This is a genomic window from Gardnerella washingtoni (genome assembly GCF_049262705.1).
Lineage (GTDB): Bacteria > Actinomycetota > Actinomycetes > Actinomycetales > Bifidobacteriaceae > Bifidobacterium > Bifidobacterium vaginale_D.
Genome location: NZ_CP058398.1, coordinates 1470489 through 1496971 on the forward strand (window position 1 = coordinate 1470489; position 26483 = coordinate 1496971).

The 26483-nt window shown below is 38.9% G+C and carries 23 protein-coding genes; 14 read left to right on the top strand and 9 right to left on the bottom strand.

Annotated elements, in window-relative coordinates; all coding sequences use genetic code 11:
* Nucleotides 1-9 precede the first annotated feature (9 nt).
* From HXT28_RS05800 to rpmH, 7 genes are all read right to left on the bottom strand, one after another.
* Nucleotides 10-963 (bottom strand): ParA family protein, encoded by a 954-nt coding sequence (locus HXT28_RS05800; RefSeq protein ID WP_016637567.1) that lies wholly within the window; start codon nucleotides 961-963, stop codon nucleotides 10-12.
* Between the two features lie 160 nt (nucleotides 964-1123).
* Nucleotides 1124-1870, bottom strand: a complete 747-nt coding sequence (rsmG, locus tag HXT28_RS05805) for a 16S rRNA (guanine(527)-N(7))-methyltransferase RsmG (RefSeq protein ID WP_064346733.1) — start codon at nucleotides 1868-1870, stop codon at nucleotides 1124-1126.
* Nucleotides 1871-2040: 170 nt separating this feature from the next.
* Entirely contained in the window at nucleotides 2041-2589 is a 549-nt protein-coding gene (locus HXT28_RS05810; protein ID WP_422113368.1) for a protein jag, read from the bottom strand.
* Between the two features lie 135 nt (nucleotides 2590-2724).
* The gene (gene yidC / locus HXT28_RS05815) at nucleotides 2725-3738 is read right to left on the bottom strand and encodes a membrane protein insertase YidC (RefSeq protein WP_422113369.1); all 1014 of its coding nucleotides are present in this window, start codon (nucleotides 3736-3738) and stop codon (nucleotides 2725-2727) included.
* Entirely contained in the window at nucleotides 3738-4058 is a 321-nt protein-coding gene (yidD, locus tag HXT28_RS05820; RefSeq protein WP_016637571.1) for a membrane protein insertion efficiency factor YidD, read from the bottom strand. Before yidD ends, yidC begins: the two co-directional genes overlap by 1 nt.
* Before the next feature lie 48 nt (nucleotides 4059-4106).
* Entirely contained in the window at nucleotides 4107-4595 is a 489-nt protein-coding gene (gene rnpA / locus HXT28_RS05825) for a ribonuclease P protein component (protein ID WP_422113370.1), read from the bottom strand.
* Nucleotides 4596-4616: 21 nt separating this feature from the next.
* Nucleotides 4617-4751: a 50S ribosomal protein L34 gene (gene rpmH / locus HXT28_RS05830; protein ID WP_004106067.1), complete on the bottom strand. Its 135-nt coding sequence runs from the start codon at nucleotides 4749-4751 to the stop codon at nucleotides 4617-4619.
* A gap of 395 nt (nucleotides 4752-5146) precedes the next feature.
* Here rpmH and dnaA point away from each other — a divergent pair, with 395 nt between their 5' ends.
* The 7 genes from dnaA (at nucleotide 5147) to HXT28_RS05865 (ending at nucleotide 16046) form a co-directional block, all read left to right on the top strand.
* Nucleotides 5147-6808: a chromosomal replication initiator protein DnaA gene (gene dnaA, locus HXT28_RS05835; protein WP_422113371.1), complete on the top strand. Its 1662-nt coding sequence runs from the start codon at nucleotides 5147-5149 to the stop codon at nucleotides 6806-6808.
* 439 nt (nucleotides 6809-7247) lie between these two features.
* Entirely contained in the window at nucleotides 7248-8372 is a 1125-nt protein-coding gene (gene dnaN, locus HXT28_RS05840) for a DNA polymerase III subunit beta (protein WP_016637574.1), read from the top strand.
* Nucleotides 8373-8484: 112 nt separating this feature from the next.
* The gene (recF, locus tag HXT28_RS05845) at nucleotides 8485-9783 is read left to right on the top strand and encodes a DNA replication/repair protein RecF (RefSeq protein ID WP_422113372.1); all 1299 of its coding nucleotides are present in this window, start codon (nucleotides 8485-8487) and stop codon (nucleotides 9781-9783) included.
* The gene (locus HXT28_RS05850) at nucleotides 9780-10241 is read left to right on the top strand and encodes a DUF721 domain-containing protein (protein WP_016637576.1); all 462 of its coding nucleotides are present in this window, start codon (nucleotides 9780-9782) and stop codon (nucleotides 10239-10241) included. The genes recF and HXT28_RS05850 overlap by 4 nt, the downstream gene beginning before the upstream one ends.
* A gap of 201 nt (nucleotides 10242-10442) precedes the next feature.
* Nucleotides 10443-12518, top strand: coding sequence for a DNA topoisomerase (ATP-hydrolyzing) subunit B (gene gyrB, locus HXT28_RS05855; protein WP_422113708.1), 2076 nt, complete (start codon nucleotides 10443-10445; stop codon nucleotides 12516-12518).
* Nucleotides 12519-12590: 72 nt separating this feature from the next.
* Complete coding sequence (gyrA, locus tag HXT28_RS05860) at nucleotides 12591-15245, top strand: DNA gyrase subunit A (protein WP_064346727.1); 2655 nt, start codon at nucleotides 12591-12593, stop codon at nucleotides 15243-15245.
* A 315-nt stretch (nucleotides 15246-15560) separates the two neighbouring features.
* Nucleotides 15561-16046 (top strand): DUF3566 domain-containing protein, encoded by a 486-nt coding sequence (locus tag HXT28_RS05865; protein ID WP_032814037.1) that lies wholly within the window; start codon nucleotides 15561-15563, stop codon nucleotides 16044-16046.
* Nucleotides 16047-16133: 87 nt separating this feature from the next.
* On the opposite strand, the gene mscL is transcribed toward HXT28_RS05865, so the two are convergent.
* Entirely contained in the window at nucleotides 16134-16547 is a 414-nt protein-coding gene (gene mscL / locus HXT28_RS05870; RefSeq protein ID WP_016637580.1) for a large conductance mechanosensitive channel protein MscL, read from the bottom strand.
* Between the two features lie 34 nt (nucleotides 16548-16581).
* Entirely contained in the window at nucleotides 16582-17316 is a 735-nt protein-coding gene (locus tag HXT28_RS05875) for a phosphatase PAP2 family protein (protein ID WP_064346725.1), read from the bottom strand.
* A gap of 154 nt (nucleotides 17317-17470) precedes the next feature.
* On the opposite strand from HXT28_RS05875, the gene HXT28_RS05880 reads away from it, so the two are divergent.
* The 7 genes from HXT28_RS05880 to pknB are packed head-to-tail and all read left to right on the top strand — an operon-like array spanning nucleotide 17471 to nucleotide 26298.
* Nucleotides 17471-18172, top strand: coding sequence for an FhaA domain-containing protein (locus HXT28_RS05880; protein WP_016637582.1), 702 nt, complete (start codon nucleotides 17471-17473; stop codon nucleotides 18170-18172).
* 33 nt (nucleotides 18173-18205) lie between these two features.
* Nucleotides 18206-18739, top strand: coding sequence for an FHA domain-containing protein FhaB/FipA (locus HXT28_RS05885; RefSeq protein ID WP_016637583.1), 534 nt, complete (start codon nucleotides 18206-18208; stop codon nucleotides 18737-18739).
* Between the two features lie 4 nt (nucleotides 18740-18743).
* Entirely contained in the window at nucleotides 18744-20399 is a 1656-nt protein-coding gene (locus tag HXT28_RS05890; protein WP_016637584.1) for a PP2C family protein-serine/threonine phosphatase, read from the top strand.
* Nucleotides 20396-21871, top strand: coding sequence for an FtsW/RodA/SpoVE family cell cycle protein (locus tag HXT28_RS05895; RefSeq protein ID WP_064346724.1), 1476 nt, complete (start codon nucleotides 20396-20398; stop codon nucleotides 21869-21871). Before HXT28_RS05890 ends, HXT28_RS05895 begins: the two co-directional genes overlap by 4 nt.
* Nucleotides 21864-23330, top strand: coding sequence for a peptidoglycan D,D-transpeptidase FtsI family protein (locus tag HXT28_RS05900; RefSeq protein ID WP_064346721.1), 1467 nt, complete (start codon nucleotides 21864-21866; stop codon nucleotides 23328-23330). Before HXT28_RS05895 ends, HXT28_RS05900 begins: the two co-directional genes overlap by 8 nt.
* Nucleotides 23327-24289: a serine/threonine-protein kinase gene (locus tag HXT28_RS05905; protein WP_016637587.1), complete on the top strand. Its 963-nt coding sequence runs from the start codon at nucleotides 23327-23329 to the stop codon at nucleotides 24287-24289. The genes HXT28_RS05900 and HXT28_RS05905 overlap by 4 nt, the downstream gene beginning before the upstream one ends.
* A complete protein-coding gene (pknB, locus tag HXT28_RS05910) occupies nucleotides 24286-26298 on the top strand; it encodes a Stk1 family PASTA domain-containing Ser/Thr kinase (RefSeq protein WP_016637588.1) in 2013 nt (670 codons plus the stop codon). The genes HXT28_RS05905 and pknB overlap by 4 nt, the downstream gene beginning before the upstream one ends.
* Nucleotides 26299-26483: the final 185 nt, after the last annotated feature.

The window sequence follows — 26483 nt, forward strand, 5'->3', positions numbered from 1 at the left end:
CTCCCCTTGTTATTTCTGCTGATTAGCATCTTTCTTTGCAGCAATAACTGACAATACAGTTTTTGAACGTTTCGCTATTTCTAACGCAGCTTCGCGGTATGATATAGCGCCAGCGCCACGTGGATCATAGGTAATAACACTTTGATTAAAGCTAGGAGCTTCAGGTATTTTCACAGTACGAGGAATGGTAGTTTCTAATACGATATTAGGATAATGATTCTTAACTTCCTGAAAAACTTCTCGTCCTAATAGAGTGCGCTTATCAAACATTGTCACTAGCATGGTTGAAACAACCAAAATTGGATTGTAATGCTCCTGAACCAGCCCAATGGTTCGTATAAGTTGCCCTAATCCCTCTAGTGCATAATATTCAGCTTGGATTGGAATAAGCATCTCTTGCGCTGCGCACATAGCATTAATTACTAGCAAGCCCAAAGAAGGAGGGCAATCAATAAAAACATAGTCGTAATGGTCAGCGCAATTATCAAGATATGACTCTATAGCATCCTTCAAAAGATTATTGCGATTATCTATATCAGCAAGTTCCAATTCAGCACCACTCAAATCTATAGATGCTGGAACTACATCAAGACCGTTAATATCTGGGCACGCACATTTTACTTCCGCTATACTTTTTCGCCCTTCAATAACATCATATACAGAGGAATCTCCAGAAGCATGTGGCACGTTAAAAGCTGTAGAAGCATTACCTTGCGGATCCATGTCAATAACAAGTACACGTGAACCACTGATTGCCATGGCTGCAGCAAGATTAACGGCGGAACTCGTTTTACCAACACCACCTTTTTGATTGGCAACTGCAATAAAACGCGTCTTTTCTGGTTTAGGATACGTTGCTTGCTCAAGAGCATGAAAACGGGACGTCAAATCTGCTAATTCAATACCTAGCGACGACTTTGAATCTCCAAAAATACGTTGAATGGTTTCTGCAGCTGACTCCACAACATATCACCCCCCACACATAATGATGAAGATGCAAAAAGAATTCTGTGCTTCAAGTTTCCTTGTTTCTATGGACATAAAAAGTGCAAAATTGTTTCATGTTTCATGTGAAACATGAAACATATTGACAAGCTAACACATAAGTTACAAAACTTTAAAATTAAGCTTTGTCGACGATTACGACAGTAGTCGGCTGTAAGCCAGGCGCAACCTGTGCTTCAAGAATACGAGGATTTATGCCGCCAGCTTTACGAATCATCTTTGCAGCTTTTTCTACTTCTGTTTGGGCAGATTTTCCCTTTAAAGCAATCAAACTTCCATGAGTCTTTAACAAAGGAATCGTCCATCCAGCCAATTTTGTCATAGGAGCTACAGCTCTGCATGTTACTACGTCAAAAGGTGGAATAGTATGTGATTTAATTTTTTCAATAACTTCATCTGATCTACCATGAAAGATAGTAACATTATTTAAACCCATAAGCGCAACACACTCGCGCAACCAATCAACTCGACGCTCCATTGGTTCGATGAGAGTAACATCATAATCAGGCAAACAAGCTGCTACAACTAACCCTGGAAAACCTCCGCCACTGCCTACATCAGCAACTCTTTTTTGCTTACTTTTTTCTACAGCTGCACGAATAAAAGGCACAACAGCCGCAGAATTTAATATGTGACGTTCCCACAAAATCCCCATATCTCGTGGTCCAACCAGACCTCGCAATAAACCTTCTTTTTGCAGTTTCACGTGAAACAACACACATTGAGACAATGCTTCACCTAAAATTTCAGCTAACAGCGAAGAACCATCAAGCTCATCAACTATACCCTGAGAGTTCTCTTCTGCTTGAATACTAATACTCTGACTAACTTGAGCATCGTGAGCAGATTCAATATCTTCCATCATTCTCCGTATTTGCCTTCTAGTATTTTGCAATAGTTTCCAATATTACACAATTTTTAATATCTCATAAAAAGCAATAAAAGTAACACAATCAAACATTATTGTTCAATCATGTTACTTTTACCTATTTTGCTTGTTCTTGTAATTCAAGGAATTCAAAATGCTAAGATTTCTTATTCTTCCACATATTCCTCATCATCAAGAACATCGTCATCAACTTCATCACTCATATGAGCTGGAAGATACACTGTCACATACCGATGAGGCTCCTCTCCATGTGAACGTGACCGTAATCCCTCATCACGCACCGTATCGTGTATCACCTTGCGCTCAAACGAATTCATCGGTTTCAAATCCACAGGTTCACCGGTTTCACGCACTTCATCAACTGCATCTAATGCAATATCACGCAAATGCTGACGCTTACGCTTTAAGAAACCATCAACATCAACGATTAAATGCGAACGGTCACCAGTTTTCTGCTGAATAGCAAGACGGCTTAACTGTTGCAAAGCATCAACTACTTCACCTTCGCGACCAATCAAATGCTTGATATCAGTATCATCATCAGCAACAATTTGAATCATTGGTCGATTATTACGTACACCCATCTCAATATCACCCTCATAATCGGCAATATCAAGCAGTCCTTCCAAATAATCCGCAGCAATATCAGCTTCTTCGTTGAGCTGATCAACTGTCCTCTTCTCATCCTGTACCATTACTTACTCCTTATCGTGATTTAAAAACTCACGTTGCAAAATTCTGAAGTCTAGTTTAGCGGATAATAAAGCCAAATAAATAATTTTTTAAGAGTTATTTTATGAACTCTATTAAGCGCTCAACATACTCTATTATTACTTTTTCGATACTTTACGCTTGCGTTGAGGCTGCTTACGCTGGAATCCTTCTGCTTCTCTACGTTCGGCTTCCTCACGAGCTTCTTGAAGCTTTTCTTCTTCAATAGAAGGTAAACCCTCGCGTTGACGACGTGCTGTTTCCTTTTGGTAATCTCGTTTTGTTTTTTCCTCAGCAGCTGGAGAACCTGGAGTTGGGAATGCATAAACTTGCCAAATAGAACGCAACATATTAACGATATTGTTCACTAACCAGTACACTAACATTGCAAATGGCATAGCAAATGCAGAGAATACATAAATCAGTGGGAAGCCCCACATCATCAGCTTCTGCATTGTATATTGACTACCCTGTTTAGCTTCAGGAGGCAGGTTCTTACGAATATTATTAAACTGCATGTACCACATTGCTGCACACATGAGTACAACAAAGATTACAATTGTGACTTTCCCAGTTATTTGAACCGTCATAAAAGTATCTGCTACACCAACACCAAATACATGCGTCTTAACGAACTGCTGTGCTGTAGCAACATCAAAAGCACCAAGAGAAGCATGCTTGCCTCTAGCAATAAATGGAATAACTGAAAGCGTATACCAAATACTCATAAAGGCTGGACCTTGAATCATCATAGGTAAGCACGAACCAGCAGGATTAGCATTATTATCCTGGTACAGTTTCATCATTTCACGCTGCATAGCTTCTTTACTAGCAGCATCAGTTTTGCCTTTATACTTTTGTTGGATTTTTCTAACCTTAGGAGCAATAGCTTGCATTTGACGCATGCCCTTAATGCTTTTGATGAATGCCGGGAAAATGCATGCATGCACAACTAACACCAAGAAAACAATTGACAAAACCCACGAAAAGCCAATCTCATTCATTCCTAGCATAGTTAAGAAGTTATGGAATAAGTGCATAACTTGAGTCATCAGCCACTCAACCGGCGTTAGGATTTTATAAAACCATCCCAAAAATCCTTTATCAAGTAAAAACTCATTTTGATTAAACATTAGTTTTCCTTGTCTTCTTCAGCCAAGGGAGTTAACCGTGGCTCTTCATGTGCTTTAGACCAAGTGTACCTATAAAAAATCGAATATTTACGTGGCACATCATCAATACTGCAGCTGGTCCATGGTCTGCAGCGAAGAAGACGCAGCACTGCAAGAATACCGCCTTTTATCGTTCCATATCGGGAAATTGCCTCGATAGCATAACGAGAACAAGTAGGATAATAACGGCAACAAGCTGGTCTTTGGGCAGAAATAGTACGCTGATACCATTGAATGGCACGAATCACAACTGTAGTACTAAAACTTTTTTTATTATGCATAAAAATAAGTACCACACTTTCAAGAGATAAGTAGCGATAAGCACTAACTTATTGATTATCTTCATGCAATTCACAACCTCGTGCAGACTGCAAAACCACACTAATTTTGCCAAATAGCTTTTCAATTTGCTGATACAAGGAATCAAATGAGGATTGAGCTGCAGTAGGTTTTGCTCGTAATATAACATCACATCCTACCGGCAATAAAGATTCACATTCTCTGGCAATTACTCGCAAACGTCGTTTCACTTTATTGCGAACTACAGCCTTCCCCACTGATTTAGATACAGCAAGACCTAGCCTCTTGGCATCCTCAGATTTTTGAGAGTGCACGTAGGTATCACAAAGAGCCGCGGGATTGTTATTTCCAAAACCCGTGGCAATACATCCTAGACTTGCATTTCTGTCTTCGTTAGGTGAGTAACATACGGACATATCGTCACGCATAACATAATGCGCGACGATATCCCGCGAACTCACTTTGCGCCGTTTTTTGAGAACCGCAACAAAATCACGGTGGCTTTTCAGCCTTTCCATACCTGACGACGCTACCTTAACTCAGGCAGATAACGACTTACGGCCCTTGGCACGACGACGATTGATTACTGCACGACCAGCACGCGTACGCATACGAACGCGGAAGCCGTGCTTCATGTGACGACGACGGTTATTCGGCTGGAATGTCCTCTTCATAACTAATGCTCCTGTATTCAGCCACGCAAAAGCGTGGCCCCGTATGAGTCAAGCTCTACTAAAATACTCTTACCCCTCACCAAGAGTCAAAACTCCACCTTTTATGAGTGCATCTAGTAATGTGTAATCAACCTAACAAAAAATAAATTCTTCACATTTCTATTACATTTTAAATTTGATTAAAACGTTGGAAAATAGCCAAAATTATGCTTTATACTTATCCACAAATTACACACATGTTATTCACAATTAAGTAATTTCAACACGCTAGACTGTGGATAACTTCGTAGGGTTGGAGTAAACATATCTTACTGATACTTATTTACGCACTTACACGCATGAAACACGGGTTAATGTAATCCCATTCATGCACTCTAATAAAGGTTGGGGGTGAAATGGCTGATACTTTAGGCGACACGACATCGCAAGCTGCTTTGGTTTGGTCTAATACGCTTACTGTTTTACAGCATAACGCCCTTTTAACTGCACGTGACAAAGGCTGGTTTGAAGGCGTTCAGCCAGAAGCAATTTTTGGTACAACTATTGTTTTGTGCGTATCAAATGCAGAAACGCAACAAGCACTACAAAATGAGCTTAATGCACCATTGCTCACTGCCTTAAAAATTTGCACTGGCAAAGATATGTTTCCTGCTTTTAGGATTGTTCCACAGTCTGAACATCAAAAAAAGCCTGTACAAAATTCTTCAACCCCGGCATCCCCACAGGTACAACGCACTGATCGTGCGACCGTTGCATCAACAACTGGCTCTATTCCTTCTGCTGACAACACGTCACGACAAGATTCTGGTAATACTTTATCTTCAAACTCATCTTCAGTACCATTTGCAGACAAAAAGACAGTAAAACAAAAAGATCCGGCAATTTCTTCTCCTTCACAACCGGACTTTGATCATGTCACTGGAGTTTCCACATTACAACAAACTCACATGTCTTCATCATCTGTGTTATCTTCACAGCAAAAAATACCTGTTATCTCCCAACGCGATGCTGTTACGCATTTGAATGCTTCTGCAACTTTTGATACGTTTGTTCCTGGAGATTCTAATCGCTTCGCTAGAACTGTTGCATTAGCAGTTGCTGAAGGATCTGGGCGTGATTTTAACCCATTATGTATTTATGGCGGATCTGGTCTTGGTAAAACACATCTACTCAATGCTATTGGTAATTATGCTTTAGTGAAGGATGCTTCTCTTAAAGTTCGTTATGTTACGAGTGAGGAATTTACTAACGAATTTATTGAAGCATTGCAAACGCCAAATCAAAGTCAAGGTCAGATTGCTGCTTTTAATAGGCGTTATCGAGAAGTTGATGTTCTACTCATTGACGATATTCAGTTCTTGGGTGGAAAGGAAGCTACGCTTGAGCAATTCTTCCATACATTTAATTCTTTATATCAAGCAAATAAACGTATAGTTATTGCTTCTGATGTTGCGCCAAAAAACCTTAAAGGCTTTGAAGCACGTCTCATTTCTCGATTTGAATCAGGTCTTACTGTTGATATTAAGCCACCGGATTTAGAAACACGTATTGCAATTCTAAGAATGATGGCCTCGATGAATCATTGCAATGTTCCTAGTGATGTGCTTGATTTAATTGCTGAGAGATTTACGGAAAATATTCGCGAACTTGAAGGTGCTCTTACACGTGTTACAGCTGTTGCGTCTTTAAGTAATCAGCCTGTGAGTAAAGCTCTTGCAGAGCAAGCTTTACAAGATTTCTTTGCTACAGATATTGAAGTTCGACCGACTGATATTATCAGTCAAGTTGCGCAGTATTTCCACATGACATTTGATGAGCTTGTAGGTCGTCAGCGTACAAAAAATGTGGCACTCGCACGCCAAATTGCTATGTATCTCGCTCGTGAAATGACGAGTATGAGTTTAGTTGATATCGGTGAAGTTTTTGGTGGACGCGATCACACGACAGTTATGCATGCCTATACACGTGTAAGTGGTGAGATGCAGGAAAAGCAGGAAATCTATAATTACGTCATGGAATTGACGGTTCGTTTGAAGCAAAATCCGTCCGAAAGATAATAGTAAAATTAATTTTCCACCTTTTTGTGCAGATAGTGTTTATAAAATTCCGCAAAGTTATCCACATAGTTAATAACAAATGTGGGTAAAAGCTGCGGATAACCCGTGGAAAACGCCGTTCCAAAATGTTAACAACCCGTTTATAAAAGAACTTAAAATGTTAATAAGTTTCAAAATAGCTTTTGTTGTGGATAACTTGGCATTTTATCCACATGCCTCCTCAAAGTTTATCCACATTTTTCTTCTGTTCATAAGTCAGTGTTTTTGAGCTTTTTTCAGTTTTTTCCACATATTCACCTTGCTTATTAGTACGACTATCTTATCTACTTACTTATTAACAGTTACAACAATCCAAATTACGCAATAGCAAGAAAAACTTTCATATGTGACTTACTTATAAGATAGAATAAAGAAAGATTTTTTATAGAAACGAGGATGTATGAAAGTAGAAGTTAACTCTGCATCATTTGCTGATGCTGTCGCATGGACTACACGCGTAATAGATATGCGTCCTGCAAACCCTATTCTTGCAGGCCTAAAAATTGATGCAACAAATGGTACTTTGCAACTTTCTGCTTTTAACTATCAAGTTTCTAGTCGTCATCACATTGAAGCCGGTATTGATGAAGAAGGAAGCATACTAGTATTAGGCAAATTAATGGCTGATATTACTAAATCTTTACCTGCAGAAAAAACTTATTTAAGTTCAGAAAATAACACATTAACTATTACTTCTGGAAAATCTACCTTTACTCTTCAACTTATGCCGTTAGGCGAATATCCAGATTTACCTACACTACCTCAAAAATTAGGTCAAGTTGACGCACCTACTTTTATTCAAGCAGTGAATCAAGCTTCAGTATCTATTTCAAAAGAAGAAAATAGACCAGTTCTCACGGGTATCCAAATTCAATTTGATAACGATACTGTTACGATGACTTCTACAGACCGCTTCCGTTTATCAAGATCAACTTTTACATGGACACCCGAACATGATGATATTCATGCAGTCTCTTTAGTACGTGGCTCTTTACTACGAGATATTGCACATTCACTTGATGATCATCAAAATGTTCTTATTCATCTCAACGAAGAAGAACCATCATTATTAGGCTTTGAAAATTCTGGCAGGACAAGCACATCTCAACTCATTGATGGAGAATTTCCTTCAATAGATAGACTTTTTATTGATGAATATCCTATTCATGCAGTAATCAATAGACAGGCTCTTATTAATGCAATTAAACGCGTAGCTTTAGTTGCTGAAAAAAATGCTCCTATTAGAATGATATTTACTCATCAAGAGCTCATTTTAAGTGCTGGTAATGCTGAGGAATCACAAGCAAAAGAGATACTTGACATAGATATGGATGGTGAAGATATCACTGTTGCTTTTAATCCTAATTATTTACTTGAAGGTTTAGGTGCCATTGCAGAACCATTTGTTCATATGAAGATGTCAACGGCAGTAAAACCTGTCGAATTTAATGGTCAACAGGAAGCTGATGGTGATGAATCTATGAATTATCGCTACTTGTTGGTTCCAATGCGCTTTAATAACTAATTATTTTGCGGTATTACATTTGCTGTAGGTATTATATTTGCTATATTTTTCTATGCAATGTAATACCGCAATTTTTAGTAACTTATTAAAAATAAGAAAGGGTGATAAAGCAATGTACATTTCGCAAATTGCCCTTGATATGTTTCGTTCTTGGCATCATATTATTTTTGATTGTAAACCCGGTATTAATATTATTTACGGAAATAATGGATTAGGGAAAACCAATATTATAGAAGCATTAGAAGTAGCTAGTACTGGTTTTAGTCATCGTACTTCTTCAACAGTTCCTCTTATTGCTCGAGGACATGAAAAAGCAGTTATACGAATCAAAATATGTAATAATTATAATAATAAAGTACATATTCAAGCTGATACTAATGAGTCACATAATTCCTTGTCTACAAACGATGACACACAACAAACTATATATGAAATTATTCTTTCAATAAAAAGTGCTAACAGGGCTCGTATTAATGCTGGAAAATCGTTATATATGAGGGATATTATTGGTTCCTTACCAGTAGTTTCTTTTACTCCTCGCGACCAATCACTTATTATTGGTGATCCATCAATTCGACGTACTTTTATAGATCAAGCCGGATCTCTCTTAATTCCAAATTATGCGCAATTTTTACAAGAATTTAAACATGTTGCTCAACAGCGTGCAGCATTATTAAGAAATCTTCGAGATTCTTCATATAATAATCAATCTATTTCTTTGTCTGGATTAGAAATTTGGACTGGTAAATTCATTGAAACTGGAATTAAACTAACAAAAGTTCGTCAAAAAACTGTGCAAATTCTTAATCAATATTTTAAGAATTTTGTTACTCATATTACTAGTAATAAAGCAGTAGCAGAATTACAATATTTTCCTTCCTTTGAAGAAATTCTGCTTGTTAAAAGTACTGAAAATAATGGGATTATAAATCTTCTCAATGAACATTTTCAGCGTATTTATGAAGGTGAATTAGCTCGTGGGTGCAATCTCATAGGACCACATCGCGATGATATAGGTTTTATGCTTGATAATATGCCTGCTAAGGATTTTGCTTCAAACGGAGAATCTTGGACTCTTGCGATAGCAGCGAAAATGGCGCTGTGTGAAGCTTTAAAAAATGAGAATAATAGAGAAAATCCTATTATTATTCTTGATGATGTTTTTGCTCAACTTGATGAACAACGTCGTAAACAAATATTGAACTTTTCTCTTCAACAAAATCAAGTTTTTATTACTACTTCATCTCTTAATGACATACCTCATGAAGTCACAATTCACAATAACAATGTAATAAATATCGAAGATATATTAATCCAACAAAAAAATACTAATAGTATTGATCAAACTCACCAGAATATGTTGGGTGAAGTATTAGAACATCGTCATTATCAGCAAGAGAATAAATCATGATACCTATTAGTGTTACGCTCAAACTTGATACGCGTAAATTACCAGCAATTATTTTTGAATCATTTTCTATTAAGTCTGAACGTGAAGATAATCGTATGAAAAGAGCTGAAAAAGCTTGGGAAAATTTCGGCAAACCTGGTAGAGATCCTAATGCGTTATGTGGGGTATTACAAACTTTTGCTACCAATAATAAGTGGGATAAACAGCTTTCTATAGCAAAATTACGTGCTTCATGGAGTAAAGTCGTAGGTGAAAGTATTGCTCAACATTGCGAAATAAGTCAAGTTGTAAATAATGTGCTTATTATTCGAGCGCAATCTGCAGTATGGGCTACTCAACTTTCCTATTTATTACCTCAATTAAAGAAAAAAATTAATGAAAATCTTGCTCATGTTGACATTCAAGAAATTAAAGTTATTGGTCCAACTGCTGGTGGTTTAGGTCGCTGGAAAAAATAATTTTTATCTCGTTTTTAACTTTATTCCTATCATATTTTATAAAAATAATAAAAAGGGCTCTTATTAGCCAGAGGTCATACTATCTGTGTAGAATGTCGTATATTGTAGTTAAAGCGCTAGAATACCCTTTTATGTGCTTTCTAGCATGTGTTGGCTTTATAAATGCCTTGTAATATGAGGTAAATTGTGAAGGGATCTACGGTGACAAACGCGGAAGATAATTCGATGGCTGATGCCGTCGAAGGGCATAAGCTTGATGATGCTCAACTTGATGATTCGCTTGCTCCTGAACATTATGATGCGAGTGATCTTAGAGTTCTAGAAGGTTTAGAGGCAGTTAGAATCAGACCAGGCATGTACATTGGTTCTACTGGTCCTCGTGGTTTGCACCACTTGGTTTACGAAATTGTCGATAATTCCGTTGATGAGGCGTTGGCAGGTTATGCTTCTCACATTGAAGTGACTATTTTGCCAGATAATGCTATTCGTGTTGTTGATGATGGTCGTGGTATTCCAGTCGATGAAGTACCAGGTGAAGGTGTTTCTGGTGTTGAAACAGTTATGACAAAGCTTCACGCTGGTGGTAAGTTTGGCGGCGGCGGTTACGCTGTTTCTGGTGGTCTTCACGGTGTTGGTATTTCTGTAGTAAATGCTCTTTCTACTCGTGTAGAAATTGAGGTTCGCCGTCAAGGATTCCACTGGACTCAAACTTATGTAGATCAGCATCCTACTGCTCCTTTGGCAAAGGGTAAGCCAATGGAAGATGGTGAATCTACTGGTACTTCCGTAACTTTCTGGCCAGATGCAGCAATTTTTGAAACAACTGTTTATGATTTTGAAACATTGCGATCTCGATTCCAGCAAATGGCATTTCTTAATAAAGGTTTGAAAATCTCTTTAACTGATTTACGTAAGCCAGATGAAGCTGGTGATGAAGTTGCTGGAGATACTGAATCTACTGATGAAAAGAAACATCAAAGTGTAAGTTACCAGTATGAACATGGTATTAAGGATTATGTTGATTACTTGGTAAAGTCTCGTAAAGCTGTTCCAGTAGAGCCAGATGTTATTGATTTTGAGGCTGAAGATCTTGAAATTGGTATTTCTGCAGAAATTGCTATGCAGTGGACTGTTGCTTATTCTGAAGCAGTTCATACTTTTGCTAATACAATTTCAACTACTGAAGGTGGTACTCACGAAGAAGGCTTCCGAGCAGCACTTACTACGTTAGTGAATCGTTATGCTCGTGAAAAGAACATTTTAAAAGAAAAAGATACTAATCTTTCCGGTGACGACGTTCGCGAAGGCTTAACTGCGGTTGTTTCCGTAAAACTTACAACTCCACAGTTTGAAGGTCAGACAAAAACAAAGCTTGGTAATTCTGAAGCTAAAACTTTTGTTCAGAGAGTTATGACTGAAAAGCTTGGTGACTGGTTTGATGCTCATCCTAGTGAAGCTAAAAACATTATTCAAAAAGCCATGGAAGCTTCTCGAGCACGTTTGGCAGCAAAGAAAGCTCGTGAAAATACTAGGCGTAAATCTATTTTTGAAACAGCTGGTATGCCAGATAAGCTGAAGGATTGCCAATCTAGTAATCCTGAAGAGTGCGAATTATTCATCGTCGAGGGTGATTCTGCAGGTGGTTCAGCAATTCAAGGTCGAGATCCTATTACGCAAGCAATCTTGCCATTGCGCGGTAAAATTTTGAATACTGAACGCGCTTCAATCGATAGAATGATGAAGTCTGAAACTATCGAATCCTTAATTACTGCTGTTGGTGGCGGTTATGGTGAAGATTTCGATTTAAGCAAGGTTCGTTATCACAAAGTCATTATTATGGCTGATGCTGATGTCGATGGTGCTCATATTGCTACTTTGAATTTAACACTATTCTTCCGCTACATGCGTCCTATGATTACAGCAGGATACGTTTATGTTGCTATGCCTCCTTTGTATCGTTTGAAGTGGAGTAAGGGAGCACATGACTTTGTTTATACAGATGCCGAGCGTGATCGAGTTTTAGCAGAAGGTAAAGCTGCTGGTCGTCAACTTCCTAAAGGTGAAGGTATTCAGCGATATAAGGGCTTGGGTGAGATGAGCTATCAGGAATTGTGGGAAACCACTATGGATCCTGAACACCGTATTTTGAAGCAGATTCATATTGAAGATGCTGCTCGAGCTGATGAAACCTTCTCCATGCTTATGGGCGATGAAGTAGAGCCGCGTAGACTCTTTATTCAAAGAAATGCTCATGATGCAAGGTTTATTGATGCTTAAAAGTTAGTGATATATCTATGACACTAGAAGACATAAAACGTTAGTAAGCTATAAGAATACAAAGGAATTGCAGTGGTAGACGAAATAAATGCCGCTAATGATGGCGAAGAACGAGATCAACTGCCAGATGGTTCAATGGAACCACAAAGCCCTCAAGAATCAGATAATACTGATTATGGTTTAATGAAGGGTGCTCGCGTAAAGCACATGGATTTGCAGCAGGAAATGCGTGAATCTTACTTGGCTTATGCATTATCCGTTATTATTGAACGTGCTTTACCGGATGTTCGAGATGGTTTGAAGCCTGTTCACCGTCGCGTTATTTATGCAATGTATGACGGTGGTTATAGGCCTGATCGTGGATATAATAAGTGCTCTCGTGTTGTTGGTGATGTTATGGGTAAGTATCACCCTCATGGTGATTCTGCTATCTATGACACGTTGGTGCGTATGGCTCAATCTTGGTCTATGCGCTATATGCTTGTTGATGGACAAGGTAACTTTGGTTCTCCTGGCGATGATCCTGCAGCAGCAATGCGTTATACAGAATGCCGTATGGCACCTTTGGCTATGGAAATGGTACGAGATATTGATAAAGATACCGTTGATTTCCTACCAAATTATGATGGTAAAACGCAAGAGCCTACAGTTCTTCCAGCAAGATTCCCGAATCTTTTAGTGAATGGTTCTGCTGGTATTGCTGTTGGTATGGCAACTAATATTCCACCTCATAATATGCGTGAAGTGGCTGATGGTGTGCACTGGGCTTTGGAACATCCGGATGCAAGCAAAGAAGAGCTACTTGAAGCTTTAATTCAGCGAATTAAAGGACCTGATTTCCCTACTGGAGCAACCATTTTGGGTCACAAGGGAATTGAGCAAGCATACCGTACAGGTCGCGGCTTGATTACCATGCGAGCAGTAGTTAATACTGAGGAAATTAAGGGTCGTATGTGCTTGGTTGTTACTGAGCTTCCATACCAGGTAAATCCTGATCGCTTAGCGGCTTCAATTAGGGAGGCTGTGCGCGATGGCAAGATTCAAGGCATTGCAGATATGCGCGACGAAACTTCTGGTCGTACTGGTCAGCGTTTGGTTCTTGTTCTTAAGCGTGATGCTGTTCCAAAAGTTGTTTTAAATAATTTGTATAAGCATTCACAATTGCAGCAAACTTTTGGCGCAAATATGCTTGCTTTGGTTGATGGTGTTCCACGTACTTTGAGTTTAGATGCGTTTATTCGTCACTGGGTAAATCACCAGCTTGAAGTTATTGATCGTCGTACGCGTTATTTAAAGCGTGAAGCTGAAGAGCGTGATCATATTTTGCAAGGCTATTTGAAGGCTTTGGATATGATTGATGAAGTTGTGGCTTTGATTCGTTCATCTAAAGATGTTGAAACAGCTCGCACTGGTTTGATGAATTTGCTTGATGTTGATGGAGTACAAGCCGATGCTATTCTTGCAATGCAGCTTCGTAGACTTGCAGCTTTAGAACGTCAGAAGATTCTCGACGAGCATGAAGATTTGATGCGCAAGATTGCTGACTATAACGATATTTTGGCAAGTCCAGAACGTCAGCGCAAAATTGTTGGCGATGAGCTTGATGAAATTGTTGCTAAGTATGGTGATGAACGTAGAACGAAGATTCTTCCATTCTCTGGTGAAATGAATGTTGAAGATCTTATTGCTGAAGAAAACGTTGTTGTAACCGTAACTCGCGCAGGTTATATTAAGCGCACGAAAGCAGATGAGTATCGTGCGCAGCATCGTGGTGGTAAAGGCATTAAAGGCGCTAAATTGCGTGAAGATGATGTAGTTGATCACTTCTTCTTAACTTCTACACACAATTGGTTGTTGTTCTTTACTAATCGTGGTCGAGTATATCGTCTGAAAGCGTATGAGCTTCCAGAAGGATCTCGCGATTCTAAAGGTCAACATGTTGCTAATTTGCTTCAGTTTGCTCCTGGAGAAACAATACAAGCAGTGTTATCAATTCCAAATTATGATGTTGCTAAATATTTGGTTTTGGCGACACGCTCTGGAAAAGTTAAGAAAACTGCATTACAAGAGTATGATTCTCCACGTCAAGGTGGTTTGATTGCAGTACGATTGATGGCTAATGAAGAAACAGGTGAACCTGTCGATGAGCTTATTGGTGCAGCTTTATGCAATCCAGAAGATGACATTATTCTCGTTTCTAAGCTTGGAATGAGTTTGAAGTTTAGAGCTGATGATGAGCAGCTTCGACCAATGGGACGTCAAACTGCAGGCGTTCAAGGCATGCGATTTAGAGAAGGCGACGAACTACTCGACATGGATGTTGTTGCCGCTGAAACCAGTAAAGATCTTCTTGTCGTGACGAACGAAGGTTTTGCTAAGCGTACCGCTATTGAAGAGTATCGTTTGCAAGGAAGAAATGGTTATGGTGTGAAAGCTGTACAACTTGCAGAAGGACGTGGTTCTTTAGTGGGTGCTTTGATTGTTGAAGAAACAGATCAAGTTATGGCAATTATGAAGTCCGGTAAGGTAATTCGTTCTGATGTTAATGAAGTGAAGCGTACAGGCAGGACTACTCAAGGCGTGACTTTAGCTAAGCCAGACAAGGGTGATGAAATTATTTCTATTGCTCGTAATGAAGAAACTGAAGATAATGAGAATAAAATAGATGAAAGTGAAGCAACTTCATCGAATGAAGAAGTTCAAGAATTTACGCATAGTGGTGAATAAGAGTAAGAAATAAAAATATTTTTTACTATATTGATGAGAGTACCATGATAAACGTTTATAGTCTGTTTTTATTGGTACTCTCATTGATATAATGACACTGATTATAACGAATATAGTAAGAGAAGGAACACTGAGATGAGCGAAAATTTTGAGCCATCGCAAAATCCAATGAATATGAATGAGAAATCTGCCATGTTTTTACCGCATGAAACAGAAACATATGCAGAAAAGATAGTTCCTTCGGAATCGGCTGATTATTCTTTGAAAGAGAATACTAATGCTGGTGATGAATATCATGTTTCTTCTTTAAATAATATGACTCGAAATACATCATCAGCATCAGGTCGAGTAAGTGGTAATGTTCATACTTCACGTCGAACTATTGGTGGTGTTGCTTCAGCTCCTACCAGTCAATCTCAAAAATCAAACCACATACCTCGTGCTCGTCGTATGAGTCTTTCTTTAGTGCGAGTTGATGCATGGTCGGTTGCAAAAGTTACGTTTTTGCTGAGTGTTGCTGGTGGTATTATTCAAGTTATTGCTGCTGGTTTGGTATGGTTGTTCTTGAATATGGTTGGTGTTTTTGATCAGGTAACACAGATTGTATCGTCTACTGGTTTGGACAGTAATGGATTCAATCTCGCTGACGTATTTTCTTTACCAACTGTACTTAGTGCTGTCACTATTTTTTCTATTGTAGAAATTGTGATTTTAACAATATTATCTGCAATAATTGCTTTACTCTATAATGTTGTTGGTTCATTAGTTGGCGGTATTCATATTACTTTAGGTGATGATTAGAAGAATTAATATCACACGTTATGCATATAAAAATTCCCGTTAATTATTACATATTAACGGGAATTTTTTTTGAAGAAAACTTAGTTATTAACGGCGTTCTACTAGTTCATTGCGAATATCTTGCAAAAGTTGAATAGTTTTTTCTTCACGTTCTTTGCGTTTCTCTTCCTCTGTTTTTTCATGCTCTATTTGTAATAAATCTGCACCAATTTCACGTAATTTATTAATAGGAACAACAATGCAGAAATATACTGCAGTGGCAACAATAAGGAAATTAAGTAAAGCTCCAATTACTGCACCGAAAGAGATAGTGGCACTATTCATGGTTATAGTTAATACGCCATCAAGCTCTGGTTTTCCACAAATCATGGCAATAAGAGGATTAATAATATGTTTTACGATTGCTGTTACTACAGCAGTGACTGCGCTGCCCATTACGACACCGACAGCCATATCAATAACACTGCCGCGTAGAATAAATTTTTTAAATCCTCGAATCATAAAAAACTTCCTTTGCTTCTACTGTTATAAAAGTTTACTTATGAGTTGTTGTAGTACTGCTTTGAGTAGATTTTTTGCCAATATATCCATTGTCTTTTCTGTGATCGATATATAAGTGATGATGTTGGCATGATCGCAATATGCTCATTGAAAGCAATGGATATATAATCGCAGCAGTTAATACGTCTGTAGGAAAATGTGCTGCAACAATAAGACGAGAAATAGCAACAATAACAACCAATATTGCACTAAAAAGTAAACCAAGCTGAATAATAGATGGTTTGACAACATAAATAATGAGCATTGTCATGACACAAATTGCAACTGCGGCTGAAGTATGACCACTAGGAAAACTTGGATCAGATGGTACTTTAATGTGTAAGCCAATATATGGTCGTGGACGATGAACTGCAAATTTTACTGCGAAAATATAAATCATAGGTATTAATGAAATGAAAAGCTGAATACAAGTGAGCTTCCAATTTTTACCTATATACAAGGAAAGAATAGTAAGTAGTGCAAGTATTACTAAACACCCTTTAGTGGAAAAAATAATAGCTAAAATTTTAGAGCAATAAAGTATTGAAACTGGAGCGCTATTATGAAACCAAGCAACAATAGATGCTTCATAAGCGCGTTCTTTACCATCAATAAGGAATGCTTTACCCAAGCAAGGAATAACAACTGCAAGTAATAATATAAAAAATGTAGTGGTATTGCGTGCGAATAGTGATAATACGCTATGATTACTGTTATTTTTCTGCATCATACTTGTTAAGATTACACTTAGCATGATGCAAATGCACGCCAATACTTATGGAATGATATAGATAAATAAGAAAAATATAGCAAGATATAGTGTGTGCAAGTTGAACACAGTACTTGGGGCGAGTACTATGTTGAACAGATAGAAAGGGTTTACCATGAGCGTGTTTGACCGATTTGAGAAGAGCGTGGAAGGTGCAATGAACGGCGTCTTCGCAAAATTCGGCTCCAAAGATTTACAGCCAGTTGATTTTTCGAGTGCTTTGGAACGTGAAATTGATGCTGAAGCGATGCCTATTGGTCGCGATCACACCGTGGCACCGAATGAATATCGTTTTAAATTAAGTACTCCAGATTTTGACCATATTGAGCAGTGGGGTAGTGAAGCATTAGCTAATGAGCTTGCTGATAATCTTACGCAATATGCTAAAAGTCAGCATTATGCTTTTGTTGGTCCGGTAGTTGTTATTTTTGAAGAGGATTTGGAGCTTACAAAAGGCAATTTCCATTTAACTTCCGAATCTGTTCAAGGTAATGCAGTTCCTGTTACTACTGATGATCAGCAGCAGAATCATCCAATGCTTGAAATTAATGGCAATCAGTATTTGCTTACTAAAGATCGCACAATTCTAGGTCGTGGATCTGGTTGCGATATTGTTATTGATGATCCTGGTATTTCTCGTCACCATCTTGGTATTGATATTACGCCTGATGGTGTTATTGCTCGAGATCTTGGATCTACAAATGGTACCTATGTAGAAGGTCACCAAGTGCCTGCAGCAACATTGGTTGATGGTAATACTATCACTATTGGACGTACGCGTATTCTCTATTGGGCATCGTCTCAAGAGCAGGAGTAGTAAGTATTTCTGATTGAGGAGACGATAAAGCGCATGATGTTTACTGAATTAACGTTTGCAATATTGAAGTATAGCTTTTTAGCTTTGCTTTGGTTTTTTGTATGGTGCGCTATTCGCTCATTAAGACGTGATATTGAGGTTTTTAGTCCTAAAAAAAAGCATTTTTGGAAGAAGTCTCGACGTGCGTCTCACGATGTAGCTACTGAACAGTCTTCACAAAAACAAGTATCTCCTGCGCCATTAGAATCTGCAGCAACTGAAAGTTCGGGAGATGAACCAACTTTACTAGTTGTTATTGATGGACCTTTAGCTGGTTCCTCGTTTCCTTTAAATGCTGCTGGTGTTACGTTGGGTCGTTCCGCTTCTAATACGGTAGTATTAAACGACGAGTTTGTGTCTTCTCATCATGCTCGCGTTTATTTTAATCAAGCGGTTCATGCGTGGGTTCTTGAAGATTTAGGTAGCACTAATGGCACTATGATTGGTCATATTCGTGTTACTGAGCCTGTTGTATTAACTCCACGCACTTCAGTGCGAATTGGTGCAACAATGTTTGAATTGAGGTAGCAATATGGTACAGATCAATTCAAATGATGAAGAAAAAGTACGAACTGCTACTAGTAGTATTGAAGAAGTAGTATCTTCTCATGTTCAAGATAATAAGCCAGCAGCTCCTGTAGAATCTGTTGAAAAAGTATTATTTATGTATGCTACTGCAGTGAGTGATGTTGGAACTGTACGCAGTAATAATCAAGATTCTGCATTTGCTGGTGAACATTTAGCTGCTATTTGTGACGGTATGGGTGGTCATGCAGGAGGCGACACAGCTTCCACTATTGCTATCCGATCTCTCGCTCATATTGAGCAAGATTCACGTCCGCATGATGTAAAAGCAGTATCTTCAATGATGGAAACATCGATTATGGCTGCGCATGATGCGATTGTTGGCAAAGCTAAACGTGAGCGCCGTCTTGCTGGAATGGGTACAACTGTTACAGCGGTAACTCTTGTTCGAGGATACTGGGTTTTAGCACATTTAGGAGATTCCCGAGCATATTTACTTCGTGATAATCGTCTCATACGTATGACTACTGATCATAGTTATGTACAACATTTGATTGATACCGGTCATATTACTCCAGAAGAAGCTCGTAACCATCCTCAACGTAATGTTGTTATGCGAGTGTTAGGTGATTTTGATATCGATCCGCGTCCAGATATTGCTGTGAGAGCAGCTCATCCTTCTGACCGCTGGTTGTTATGCTCAGATGGAGTATGTGGAGTACTCGAAGATTCTACTATTCAAGATGTTATGAGTACCGTTTCCAATCAGGAAGAATGTGCTCAAAAGTTAGTAGCTATGGCACTTCGTGCTGGAAGTACTGATAATGCTACGGCAGTTATTGCTGATGCCACACTTGCGTTGGATGCTGATGCGTTTGATTTGCCTCATCAAACGCCACTCATCGGCGGTGCTGCAGGTAAGGATCTTGAATCTATTGCAGATATTGTTAATAAGGCAGTATCTTCAACGCCTGTATTACGTGAAGATAAAAATTCGCCAGCTCAGCGTGCTGCTAAACTCGTACAAGATGAAGATAATGCTTCTACTATTCACGAAGAAGCAATTCCGGCGGCAAGAATAGTGCAACCTTCACATCTTCGCGAAGAATCAGGAGAATTGCACACGGCTGATACAAATGAAATTCCTGTAGTTACCAAAAAGAATGGTCATGTTTCTACAGATCCTCATGATCCAGATGTTGCTCGTGCTATGAAACACGAACAGGATGAAGAACATCGTGCTCATTCTTTAAGGCGTAGGTGGACTCGCATAGGAACTGCTCTGGGAATATTACTTGGATTGATCATTGTTGTTGGTGCAGCTTATGGAGTATACGCTTGGACGCAAACGCAATATTACATTGGCAGGAGTAATAATAGGGTAGTTATTTACCAAGGAGTGCCAACAAATATTTTTGGTGTAGCTTTATCTCATGAAGTAGAAACTACGGATATTAAGGTAAAAAATCTTGATAAATCATGGCAAGAACAATTAAAAGAAGGCATTAGCTTTAGTAATTTAGCAGAAGCTCGTGGTCATGCTGCTCTTATTCGTAGAGAAATGCACGCGAGGGCACAAGAAAAGAGTCGTAGTAAACAAAATAGCGTAGCCAATAAAAATAAAGAAAAGAATAATGCGGAGCAGAAGGGTAAAAAATCATGAATCTTATTGCTACGCGTATTCGACAGATAGCATTACTTCTTTTTGCAACACTACTTTCTGGAATGGCATTTTTGCAAATGTTCTTTCGTATAGATGGATATGTGTCTGCTAGTTACACAGCAATGCTACTTATTGTTATGGCGTTATTCTTAGTGTTTTGGGGTGTTCTTCTCGTTAAACAACCTTATGCAAGTCAAGCCATTTTACCATGTATTATGCTGTTGACTGCAATTGGTACAGTTCTTATTGCGCGAATTGATCGGCAGAATAACACTCATGTTGCTATGAAACAAATGGTATGGGTGTGCATTGCACTCATCTTATCTATTATTTTTGTAATTATTCTTAACGATTATCGTATATTGCGTCGTTTTTCATATGTTAGCATGGTTATAGGTTTAGTATTATTGCTTTCACCTATGATTCCAGGTTTTGGTAAAGAGATTGGTGGAGCAAGAATTTGGGTTGGTTTTGGTAGCCATACTGTTCAACCGGGTGAATTTGCTAAGCTTTTCCTTGCATTTTTCTTTGCGGCATATTTATTTAATCACCGGGATCGACTTGCTGTAGGTGGTAATAAGGTTTTAGGTTTTCATTTACCTCGACTACGAGATACTGGTCCTATTGCGTTAGTGTGGGCTGTGTCAATGGGCGTGCTTGTAGTGCAGCATGATCTTGGTACATCATTGATGTTCTTCGCTATGTTTGTGTCAATGCTGTATGTTGCAACAGGACGCAGAGGTTGGCTAGCTGTTGGTGGTATAGCATTTGTTGTAGGCTGCTTGGTCGCAGTAAAATTATTTGCACATGTGCAGTATCGTGTTGATGCGTGGCTTCACCCATTTGATAATGCTATATATAATCGTTTTCCTGGTGGGTCTGCGCAGATTGTATCTGGTTTATTTGGTTTAGCTGCTGGAGGTACTATAGGAACAGGTTTAGGTCAAGGACATCCTTCACTTACACCATTAGCTAATTCCGATTTTATTTATGCTTCTATTGGTGAAGAGCTTGGTCTTACAGGACTTCTTGCTGTATTAGTTTTGTATTTAATTATTATTACTTCTGGTATGATTACCGCCATGAAAATTAAAGATGGTTTTGGTAAGTTGTTAGCATCAGGTCTTGTTTTTACTATGGCTTTTCAAGTATTTACTGTTGTTGGTGGTATTACTTTAGTAATTCCTCTAACTGGTTTGACTTTGCCATATATGGCTGCCGGTGGATCCTCCTTAGTAGCTAATTATTTGCTTGCTGCTTTGCTGATTGTTATTTCTCATGCTGCAAATAAACCAGAATCATTGCCGGTTTCTGACACTTTCCAATATGAAGCGTTAGCGGCATTGCGTGAACGTGAATTGCAAGAACGTGCTCGCACTGCATCTGTTGATAATAATAATATTGAAAAAGATAGCATTGTTAGTGTTCCAACTGTCAATCCTTTAGTTAATCGAGGTGACAGTGATGAATAAGAGTTTGAGAGAGCTTTTTGTTGCAGTATTAATACTTTTTATTATTCTTGGTATTTCAAGTACTGTTATTACATCTATTAATGCTAATGCTTTAAATGCTGATCCTCGCAATCGTAGAGCTTTGTATCATGAATTTGGTGCTCCTCGTGGTTCAATTCTCACAGCAGATGGAACTGTTATAGCAAAATCTGATCCATCTAAGGATGCGTTTGTTTATCAACGTCACTATGCTAATGGTCCGGTATATGCTCCAATTACTGGTTATTTTTCTATCAGTCAGCGTGCTGATCGTGGTATTGAAGCTTCGCGTAATAGTTTATTAAGTGGAGAATCAGATGCGCTGTTTTGGCAGCGATTTAAATCACTGTTTACTGGTGCAACTAATCGCGGTGCTTCTATTGAAACGTCAATTGATGCGCGTTTACAAAATCTTGCTTATAACTTATTGAAAGATAAAGATGCTGCTTTAGTTGCGATTGAACCAAAAACTGGCAGAATCCGCGCCATGGTAAGTACTCCTAGTTATGATCCTAATGCTTTAGCTCTTCATGATATTAATGCCGTCAATAAGTCTTATGAACAAATAACTTCGGATGCGTCAAATCCAATGCTTAATCGTACTGTTTCTGAACTGTATGCTCCTGGTTCTACGTTTAAGACAGTTGTTGCTGCAGCGGCATTGGAATCTGGGAAATATCAACCGGATACATTGATTCCTGCCGGAGCAAGTTATACACTTCCTGGAACAAGCGTTGCTTTGACTAATGTTGAAGCACAGGCTAATGGTAATAACGGTAAAATCTCATTTGAAGATGCTTTAGCTTATTCGTCTAATACTGCTTTTGCTCAATTAGGCAATACGCTAGGTTCTGATGCAATTATAAAACAAGCAAAAAAGTTTGGTTTCTTTGATTCATTACCGGTTGATGGATCAGATTACACTGGTTTTCCGTTACGTTCTGTAGGTTCTACATTTTCACTGAAACCAACTCCTGATCGACTTGCTTTAGAATCAATCGGTCAAGGTGATGCGAAGGTAACTCCACTGCAAAATGCTATGATTGCTGCGGCTATTGCTAATAATGGTACGCTTATGAAGCCTACACTTGTTGATTGTGTAAGATCAAGTGATTTATCTGTGCTATCGCAGACAAAACCAACGATCCTTAATCAAGTTATGAGTAGTGATAGTGCAACAAAACTATCAGCTATGATGCAAGCTGTAGTAACAAAAGAAAATCCAAATCTCGCTTTACCAAATATTCACGTTGCTGTAAAAACTGGTACTGCGCAGATTGGAACGCATAATCAGGCAGCAAATGGTTGGGTTATTGGATTTGCTCCAGCAGAAGATCCTAAAATAGCTATAGCAGTAGTAGTACACAATACCAGTACATTTGGTAGTTATGCTGCGGGGCCAATTATGCGACAAGTGATGAAGGAGGCGCTTACACAATGAAACTCGTTGAAGGACAATTAGTTCATCACCGTTATCGACTGGATAGTCGCCTTGCTCAAGGTGGTATGGGAGAAGTTTGGAAAGGCTTTGATATTCAACTAGGTCGAATTGTGGCGATTAAAGCTTTGCGCACAGATACAGCGAATGTAGAAGCAAAGTTGCGTCGTCTCCGCGCTGAAGCACACAATTCAGCTAATCTTGCGCACCCTAATATTGCTGCATTATTTGATTATTATGAGCATGATGGCATTGGGTTCCTCATTATGGAATATGTGCCGAGTAAATCATTAGCTGATTTATATCATAAAGAGAAAATTATTGAGCCAACTCGTTTGTTACCTATTCTTATTCAAACAGCGCGAGGACTTTTTGTAGCGCATTCACATGGTGTTATTCATAGAGATGTAAAACCAGCAAATATTATGGTTTCTGAAACCGGGAATGTAAAAATTACAGATTTTGGCGTGTCTTATTCCAATGATCAGGAGCAGATTACACAAGATGGTATGGTAGTCGGCACTGCGCAATACATTTCACCAGAACAAGCACAAGGTGAACAGGCTACTGCACAATCTGATATTTACTCTTTAGGTGTGGTAGCGTATGAAGGATTATGTGGACATAGACCATTCACTGGTGCAACTCCAGTTGATATTGCTGCAGCACATGTGAATGATCCAGTGCCACCTTTGCCGGAGAGTATTGATCTGCAATTGCGACAGTTTGTTATGTCCATGCTTGCGAAAGATCCGAAAGATCGTCCAAGTGACGCGTTAGTAGTATCAAAAGTTCTATCTCGTATTGAGCGTAGATTACTTGATCAAGAAACAACTTTCAATAACACAACAGGAATACTTCCAACTCATTCACGGCATATAAGATGTATTAAAAGTATGCCGCAGAATCAAGTTAATATTATTAGTATCTTTAATATCAATAATCGCAAGGAGCAGCAATGAATACCACGATGCCCACCTCATTAGCGAATGGCAGATACGAATTAGGAGAGCTTATCGGTCGCGGCGGTATGGCTGAAGTGCGCGTTGCAGTTGATAAGCGTTTGGGTCGTACAGTTGCTGTGAAAATTATGCGTTCCGACTTAGCGAATGATGAGATTTTTCTTTCGCGATTCCGTAGGGAAGCGCATGCTATTGCGCAAATGAATAATCCGAACATAGTGAATATTTATGATTCTGGAGAAGAGTCCGTTACGGCAGAAAATGGTATGGAGGAACGACTTCCATATTTAGTAATGGAATATATTAAAGGTAAAACGTTACGTGACATTCTTAAAATGAATGGTGCTTTAAGTCAACGTGATGCTGAACAAGTTATGCTCGGTGTGCTTAATGCTTTGGAATATTCTCATCACATGGGCATTATTCACCGTGATATTAAGCCTGGAAATATTATGATTTCTGAACAAGGCTTGGTAAAAGTGATGGATTTTGGCATTGCTCGTGCTCTTGACGATTCTGCAACAACAATGACGCAATCACAAGGAGTAGTAGGTACTGCGCAATACTTGTCACCAGAACAAGCTCGTGGTGAGCAAGTTGATATGCGTTCTGATTTGTATTCTGCTGGTTGCGTGCTGTATGAAATGTTAACAGGTCGTCCACCGTTTACAGGTGATTCTGCTGTAGCTATTGCATACCAACATGTGTCTGAAGTTGCAACTCCGCTTAGCACATTAGTTCCAGGCATACCTGTGATGTGGGATAAAATTTGTGCTAAAGCAATGGCTAAAGATCGTCAAAATCGTTACTCAACAGCAGCAGAATTTAAAAATGATATTTTAGCATTCATGAATGGTGGAGTGCCTGTTGCTGCGGCTTTTAATCCTCTCACAGATTTAGCTAATATGAAGGCTCGCAAGCAAGCTGAACAGACTGCTGCTACCGCGGCTATGAGTGCAACAGATGTTGCAGCAACGCAATCTTTCAATCCTATTACTGGTCAAGTTGAAACATCGAATGCTGCAGCTTTCGCACCGAGCACACGTGCGGCACAACGAGCAACGATGCAAGCGAAGCGGCGTAAACGTGTAGTGATTAGCTCTATTGTTGGAGTATTAGTGGCACTACTCGTATTATTAGGTGTTCTTTTTATGCTTAATCGCAGTCGTATGGCTGGAGATGTTGTAGTTCCAACATTTATGGAGACAACAACGCAGGATGCTGCTCGTGAGAAATTGCGTGCATTAGGATTAGTTCCTGATATTCGTGAAGATGATAAGTCTTCACAGCCAGAAGGAACTTTCACTAAACAGTCTCCACGTGGAGGTGAACATGTTGCATCTGGATCTAAAGTAACTGTGTGGTTCTCAGTAGGTCCGCAGTCAACGCGTGTTCCGGATGTCAGTGGTAAATCGCAGGATGCTGCTCGCAAAATACTCGAGCATGCTGGATTTAAGATTGCTAACGTTCGAGTTGAAGATAGTGCTAATGTAAAGAAAGATCATGTAACACGTACGGATCCAGACGCAGATTCTTTTGCAGACAAAGGTACATTAATTACGCTGTATATTGCATCTGGCTTAACAAAAATTCCTGATGGTTTAGTCGGCCAGAGTAAGGATATTGTAGTAACTCAACTGCAGAATCTTGGTTTTACTGCGGATATTGTTAAGGAAGATTCAGATAGTGTTCCAGAAGATTCTGTAACGCGTTTAAATCCTGCTTCGGGAACGTCAGTTAAACCTCATAGTTCTATTACCGTATATGTATCTCAAGGCTCTCCAAAGGTAGAAGTTCCAAGTATTGATCTTGGCACGATTACTTTTAAACAAGCAAAGAAGATACTTGAAGCAAAAGGATTCAGAGTAGTTTCTGATTCTATGGCTAAAGATGATGATGTTGTTATGAGCATGTCTGAAGATGCTGGCAATAAGATAGAAAAAGGTGCGACTATTACGCTTATTACACGTTCTAGTAGTAGTTCTACTGATCTGGACAATCAGAAGTAGATAATCTCATCATCATTATACTAATATGCTGCTTACGTTACTTGGTATGCAACGTAAGCAGCATATTGATAAGCAAGCTCATATAGTTTGTTGTAATAATATTCTGTTCAAAACAATATCTGCATCATAAACAATTGCTTATGCGTAATGGTACGTAAAAGAGCGTTTTAAGATATCTTAATAAC